The following is a 6,256-nucleotide window of genomic DNA, read 5'->3' as shown; positions in this document are numbered from 1 at the left end:
TGCCAGCGGCGCAGCAGCTGCCGCGCGATCACGGGCGACATGGGCGAGCCGCCGGCGCGCAGGTGGCGGATGTGCGTGGCCAGCTCGGTCTCGGTGCCGTCCTTCAGCAGGTAGCCGCTGGCGCCGGCCTCGAAGGCCTGGACCATGTTGGCCTCGTCGCCGAAGATCGACAGCACCATCACCGCGCAGGCCGCTGCATGGTGCGGCACTGGCCGATCACCTGCAGCCCGGGGCGGTCGGGCAGGCCGAGGTCCACCAGCAGCACGTCGACGGGGTTGTCGACCAGCCACGCCAGGATGTCGGCGGCATTGGCGGCGCTGAAGGCCAGGCTCAGCGAAGGGTCCGCGTCGACGACCCGCGCGATGCGCTCGCGCATGCCGGTGTCGTCCTCGACCAGGGCAACTTGCGTTGCCGGCGTCATGCGACGGCCGGCTGTGGCACCCAGCGCCAGCTCTGGCGGTCGATGGTTTCGGGGCGCGGGTCCTGGCCGTCCTGGAAGACCTGCACGGTGATGCGGTCGGCGTCGATGTCGAGCAGGCCCCAGTTGCATTGCAGGGCGCCCAGCGTCACCGCCGTGCACACCGCGGCGCCCGAGGCCGTGGCCTCGAACAGCAGCCGGCCGCGCGGCGTGGGGTACTGGGTGATGTTGTTGTGGTGCACGTCGCCGCTCAGGATCAGGATGCGGTAGTCGTCGGCCAGTGCCAGCAGGCGGTCGTGCTCGGCGGCGCAATTGAGCCAGGTCTCGCCGTTGCGGGCCTCGAACACGACGCCGGAGGCCAGCAGGTGCACCGTGTCGGCGGAGGCGCTCTTGCAGGCCTCTTCGAAGGCGTCGAGCTGCGCGCTGCCCAGCAGCGCCTTGCGGCCCCGGGTCGACTTGAAGCTGCGGCCGTCGGTCAGGTGCAGCAGCACGTTGTCGGTGAGCGGCACGGTGCTGAAGCCCGGCGGCGGCACGTTGGCGGCCCACGGCGGCGGCGTCTGGGGAAAGCTGCCCGGCGCGAGCCTGGCCGCCAGCGCGTTGCGATAGCGCGCGAACACGGCGCGCGTCGCGCCAGCAGGTGGCTGTACTGCGGCTGCCCCTCGATCTGCGCGCCGCAGGCGCCGTTCCACAGAAAGTCGTGGTCGTCCCAGATGGCATGGGTGCGCAGCATCGGGCTCTGGACGAGGGCCGCGAAGCGCGGGTGGCTGACCTGCTTGTAGAGACGCGCGTGCGCGTGCAGCGCGAAGGTGTTGGCGTCCATGGCCTGGATGCCGTTGGTGCTCGCGCCGTCGGCGTCGTAGTAGGCCGAGTCGCCCAGCAGCACCAGGTCGTCGCACTGGTACTGCGCAATCTGGTCCCACACGGGTTGGTCGGGGAAGCTGTACGCGCTCATACAGGACGTGAAGGCGATGCGCATGGAGAGAGTCCCTCGTGGGCGTTTTCTTGAGTGACGCCGAGGGTAGGGGGCGGGTGCGCCCCTGCCCATCCTATATACGGGGGAGGCGCGCCGCGGCTTTTGCCGGCTGGCGCGCGATCTTGTCCATCCGCGCGGCAATGCGCGCGAGATGCGCGACCAGTTCCTTGGGCGATTCGACCTGCACCTCGTGCGGCAGGCAGCCCAGCCAGACCGCCAGCGCATCGAGCGAATTGGCACCGGTCGAGATGCGCGTGGCGTTGTCGCCGAGCACCTCTGGCACGCCGTTGACCCAGCCCAGGTAGCCCTCCAGCGCCTTGGCGGGCGCGTGCACCACCACTTTCGCGTGATGCAGGTAGGGCGACACATGGATCGCCTGCTGCATGTAGGCCGCGACGTCGCCGTGGGGCAGCCGGCGCGGCGTGAAGCGCGCGCCGGTGGGGACCGGCTGCACGATGCGGTCGAGGCGAAAGGTGCGCCAGTCCTGGCGCGCCGTGTCCCAGGCGAGCAGGTACCAGCGCTGGCCGGTCTGCACCACGCGGTGCGGCTGCGCCGTGCGCTCGGTGGCGGTGTCGTGAAAGTCGCGGTAGCCGAAGCGCAGTTCGAGCCGGTCGGTGCAGGCTTCGGCAAGCAGGGTCACGGCCTTCAGCCGCACCGGCGACTTGCCCTGCAGCAGCGGCACCACCGGCACGACCGAGGCGCGCACGCCTTCGAGCCGGCGGCGCAGGCGCGGCGGCATCAGCTGCTCGAGCTTGGCCAGCGCGCGCATCGAGGCGCTCTCGATGTCGCCCGTGGCCCCGGCCGGGTTGCCCAGCCCGAGCGCGACCGCGATGGCTTCCTCGTCTTCCAGCAGCAGCGGCGGCAGGGCCGTGCCCGCGCCCAGCCGGTAGCCGCCGGCCACGCCCGAGGTGGAGTCGACCGTGTAGCCGAGGCTGCGCAGGCGGTCGACGTCGCGGCGCAGCGTGCGCTCGGTGATTTCCAGGCGCGCGGCCAGCGCGGCGCCGGTCCAGGAACGTTGGGCCTGGAACAACGAAAGAAGCCGGATCAGGCGGGCGGAGGCGGACAGCATGTGCGCATGATGCCCGTGATCGAGGACAGGATCTGTCCGCAATGGGTCGTAGCCTCGGTGCTTCCTTCAACCACAGGCAACCCAGGACACAGACCCATGAAGAAGACATACAACGGCAGCTGCCATTGCGGCAAGGTGCGCTTTCAGGTGCTGCTCGATCTCGCGGAGGGCACGGGCAGATGCAATTGCTCGATCTGCACCAAGGCCCGCACGTGGGGCGCCATCGTGAAGCCGGACGCGTTCACGCTGCTGTCGGGGGAAGAAGACCTGTCGCTGTACCAGTTCGCCTCGCACAGCGCCGAGCACCTGTTCTGCCGGCACTGCGGCATTCGCTCGTTCGGGCGCGGCAACGTGCCCCAGATCGGCGGTGCCTACGTCAGCGTGAACGTGGCCTGCCTGGACGACGTCACGCCGCAGGAGCTGTCGAATGCGCCCATCCAGTACATGGACGGGCGCACCGACAACTGGTTCGTGCCGCCGGCCGAAACGCGCTACCTCTGAACGAGGGGCGCCGGGGTGCGGTTATTCCGCGCTGGATTGCTGCTTGCGGCGGCGCTGTGCGGGCTTGGCCGCCGGTGCCGAGGTCTGCGACGGCGCGGCCGCGCCGTCCACGCCCAGCCGGCCGCCGCCGCCCAGGCCCTGGCCGCGCACGGTCTGCGCCTTGTAGTTGCGCAGCGAGCGGACCATCTGGTTGAACGCGTCCATGAAGGCCGCGGCAATCACCTTGCCCTGCGGCGTGCGCGTGTAGCCGCCGATGTTGCCGGCGGCGGAAAGGCCGCTCAGGCCGGCAAAGCCCGCGAAGTCGGTCTTTGAGGCGCTGCCTTCGGCGGCGGCGACCTGCACGCCCGAACGGTTGTCGATCAGGGTCAGCAGGGCGCTGGCTTCCTTGGTCTGCATGCTGGCGCCGAGCTGGGCGATGGCGCGGCCACGGCCGCCGCCCACCAGCCCGCCGAGCGCGCCGCCCAGGCCGCCCGCGTCGCTGTTGCTGAACACGATTTCAGGCGACAGGCCGTAGTCGGACGCCACCATCTGGCCGCGGCCGAAGTTGCTGCCGCCGCGCATTTCGCCCGACTGCATCAGCGCGCGTTCGCGCGTCATGGCGTTCATGCCGGCCGCGCCGCGCTCGACCACCACGAAGCAGTTCGACTGCTGCACCAGCAGGCGCAGCAGGTTGGCCGTGGGCGGCAGCTTGTATTCGCCGGTGAGCACCGTATACCAGCCCGCGCTCTGGTTTTCGATCAGCGACACCGTGCCCAGCGGCGAGTCGCAGCGCTCGAGCTGGCTGCTTTCGCCGGAGGTCGCGCCGCCGGCGGCGCTGCCGGTGGCCACGGTCTTGGCCGACTGGCTGCCCATTTGCATGTCCATGGTCTGGCAGCCCGAAAGGGCCAGCAGGCCGGCGAGTGCGCTTGCGAGAGAAAGTTTGGAAAAAGCCATGTCCCGATCTGTCAAGTGAAAACAAAGCAGCGCGCCCCGGGGAGGCGCCACCCGTCGAAACCGAAGATGGGACCGCATGGCCTGTTGTGACCTCCCGACTTGTCGCGCCAGCGACCGCGCGACGATACGGTCCGATCAGCCGGCACGCCAGTGCCGAAAGTCATGTGCATGTGCGCGTTGCTCCCGGCCGCGATGCCGAAAACGGGCCGGCGGCTGGCGGAGCGGGGCGATTATTACTCAAGGAAACGTTTAAAAACAGTTCTGTCGGGGACAGTTCCGACCAAATGGTCAGTTCAGGCCTTCAGGCCAGGTAGTTGCCGCTGGCTTCGGGCTGGAACAGGACCGAGACCACGCGCGCCGCGCCTTCCGCGCCGTTGGGCATGTGCCAGCGCGCGAGCGTGCCCGCCCGCACGCCCAGCAGGCCGATGCCGACCGGCGACAGCACCGACACGCAGCCCGCGCCCGGCTCGGCGTCGCTCGGGTAGCACAGCGTGATCTTCTGTGTCTGCTGCGTGGCCGGGTCTTCGATTTCCACCTGCGAGTTCATCGTGACGATGTCCGCCGGCACCTCACGCGAGGGCAGGATGTCGGCGGCGTCGAGCAGTTCGGCCAGGGCCGGCGGCTGGCCCGCCAGCTTGCCGAGGCGGACGAAGTCGAGTTCGGTGAGCGTGCGCTCCCCGTGAATGGTTGCAAGCATGAAGCACTCCAATTGAATGTGCGACCTCGCCCCGTTGCCGTGAAAAGGCAGGTGAAGTCGCTACCGCGCGGCGTGGTGCCCGGCGGTCAATGGTTCGCGCATCAAGAAAGAAGGTAGCGGACCGCCGGGCTCAGGAAAGTGCGCTGGTGCGTCGCAAGACCAGCGTGATCGCCGCAACGACGACGCCTGCGCGAGCAGGGTGTTTGCGGGACGTGGACGAGCGGGACATTCGGGCAAGTGTAGTGCGCCGCCGCCGGGCCGCCGGACAATGGCCTCACGTGCCTTGCCGGTAAGCGCGCATGTGAGGTCCGCACAATCGCGCGATGCGCACTTTTCTTCTTTTCGTCGCGACGGCCCTCGCGGAAATCATCGGTTGCTACCTGCCTTACCTCTGGCTCAAGCAGGACCGCACCGCCTGGCTGCTGGTGCCCGCGGCGATCAGCCTCGCCGCGTTCGCGTGGCTGCTGACCTTGCATGAAGCGGCGGCCGGCCGTGTCTACGCGGCCTACGGCGGCGTGTACATCGGCGTGGCGATTGCGTGGCTGTGGGCGGTCGACGGCATCCGGCCGACCGCGTGGGACGTGGCCGGCGTGGCGGTGTGCCTGGCGGGCATGGGGCTCATCGCGTTCCAGCCGCGCTGATTTGTCCAAGATGCCGCGGCGTCAGGGCGCGCTCGCGTGGCGGATGGGAATCAGCAGGTCGGTGCGCAGCTCGGCCTGCGAGACCGTGCGCGGCGAATTCAGGTAGTGCTCCAGCGTGGGCCGGTCGTCGGGCTCGAAGCCGCTGCCCGGCAGCCACCGCGCGTAGAGCGACTGCACGGCGGCGTTGATGCGGGCATAGGGGCCGGCCAGGCGATGCACGGCGTAGCGGCCGCCGGGAATGTCGAGCATCTCGATCTCCGCGTCGTCTTCCGGCCAGGGATCGGGCGAGGCGAAGGCGGCGTAGTACCTGAAGCCGTCGATGTCTCCGGGGTCGCTGAACGAGGCGCCCCAGTGCTCCGACAGCGTTCGCGCGCCGGCATGAAGGCGCAGCCGCCGATGGGTGTGCGGAATGGTCGCGAACGGTCCCCGATGCCGCAGCGCATGCAGCCGCTGTTCGCTGCGCTCGACGATCCGCACGGCGGGCGAGGCACCGCCGTCGTCGTTGCCCGGGGACGGCGGCGCATCGACATCGAGCACCGTCCGGATCATCTGCCGCTGGAACGCGCGCGGCGACTGCCCGGTGAACTGGCCGAAGGCGCGCGTGAAGGCCTGCGGGCTTTCGTAGCCCACGGCCAGCGCGACCTGCGTGATGCTCTGGTCGCCGGCCTCGAGCAGCCGCGTGGCGAGCGCGAGCCGCACGCGACGCACCGTGGCCGCCACGGTTTCGCCGGCCACGCTGGCATACACGCGATGAAAGTGAAAAGGTGAGAAGTGCGCGAGCCGCGCGAGGTCTTCGAGCCGGTGATCGGCCATCGGGTCCGCGACGATGGCCGCGACGGCGCGCGCCACGCGGGCCCTGTAGTCCTGCTCGGTGCGACGGTTATCCATGCGCGGCAGTGTGCGCTCTTTGCGGCGCGGGCACTTAGCCGGCCTTGCGGAAATTGCCGCGCACAAGCCGCACAAGCCGCGCAATGCAGCGCCCAAGAAAAAAGCCCGCTGTTCAAAAAACAGCGGGCTTTCAAAT

At 69.6% G+C, this 6,256-nt stretch carries 8 protein-coding genes and 1 pseudogene; 2 read left to right on the top strand and 7 right to left on the bottom strand.

Going from position 1 to position 6,256, the window contains the following annotated elements; genetic code table 11:
• The 4 genes and pseudogenes from BMG07_RS43695 to BMG07_RS39235 form a co-directional block, all read right to left on the bottom strand.
• Positions 1 to 209: pseudogene (locus BMG07_RS43695) on the bottom strand (DNA-binding response regulator); the annotation flags it as partial.
• Entirely contained in the window at positions 179 to 421 is a 243-nt protein-coding gene (locus BMG07_RS43690) for a response regulator (protein WP_269759849.1), read from the bottom strand. The pseudogene BMG07_RS43695 and the gene BMG07_RS43690, both read right to left, overlap by 31 nt.
• Positions 418 to 1,035, bottom strand: coding sequence for a hypothetical protein (locus tag BMG07_RS39240; RefSeq protein WP_198089008.1), 618 nt, complete (start codon positions 1,033 to 1,035; stop codon positions 418 to 420). The genes BMG07_RS43690 and BMG07_RS39240 overlap by 4 nt, the downstream gene beginning before the upstream one ends.
• 429 nt (positions 1,036 to 1,464) lie before the next feature.
• The gene (locus BMG07_RS39235; RefSeq protein WP_198089007.1) at positions 1,465 to 2,460 is read right to left on the bottom strand and encodes a YafY family protein; all 996 of its coding nucleotides are present in this window, start codon (positions 2,458 to 2,460) and stop codon (positions 1,465 to 1,467) included.
• A 96-nt stretch (positions 2,461 to 2,556) separates the two neighbouring features.
• On the opposite strand from BMG07_RS39235, the gene BMG07_RS39230 reads away from it, so the two are divergent.
• Entirely contained in the window at positions 2,557 to 2,961 is a 405-nt protein-coding gene (locus BMG07_RS39230; protein ID WP_198089006.1) for a GFA family protein, read from the top strand.
• A 21-nt stretch (positions 2,962 to 2,982) separates the two neighbouring features.
• On the opposite strand, the gene BMG07_RS39225 is transcribed toward BMG07_RS39230, so the two are convergent.
• Together BMG07_RS39225 and BMG07_RS39220 are read right to left on the bottom strand one after the other, a co-directional pair.
• Positions 2,983 to 3,894 carry a CsgG/HfaB family protein gene (locus BMG07_RS39225; RefSeq protein ID WP_198089005.1) on the bottom strand — a complete coding sequence of 304 codons (912 nt, stop codon included), beginning with the start codon at positions 3,892 to 3,894 and terminating at the stop codon, positions 2,983 to 2,985.
• Positions 3,895 to 4,195: 301 nt separating this feature from the next.
• Positions 4,196 to 4,591: a GreA/GreB family elongation factor gene (locus BMG07_RS39220; RefSeq protein WP_198089004.1), complete on the bottom strand. Its 396-nt coding sequence runs from the start codon at positions 4,589 to 4,591 to the stop codon at positions 4,196 to 4,198.
• Between the two features lie 323 nt (positions 4,592 to 4,914).
• Between BMG07_RS39220 and BMG07_RS39215 the strand changes: the two genes are divergently transcribed.
• A complete protein-coding gene (locus BMG07_RS39215) occupies positions 4,915 to 5,232 on the top strand; it encodes a YnfA family protein (RefSeq protein ID WP_198089003.1) in 318 nt (105 codons plus the stop codon).
• A 21-nt stretch (positions 5,233 to 5,253) separates the two neighbouring features.
• On the opposite strand, the gene BMG07_RS39210 is transcribed toward BMG07_RS39215, so the two are convergent.
• On the bottom strand, positions 5,254 to 6,120 hold the full coding sequence (locus BMG07_RS39210) for a GyrI-like domain-containing protein (RefSeq protein WP_198089002.1): 867 nt from the start codon (positions 6,118 to 6,120) through the stop codon (positions 5,254 to 5,256).
• Positions 6,121 to 6,256 lie beyond the last annotated feature (136 nt).

Source organism: Variovorax sp. E3 (assembly GCF_016082275.1).
In the GTDB taxonomy this organism is placed as follows: domain Bacteria; phylum Pseudomonadota; class Gammaproteobacteria; order Burkholderiales; family Burkholderiaceae_C; genus Variovorax.
This window is presented reverse-complemented; position numbering and strand designations above follow the sequence as displayed.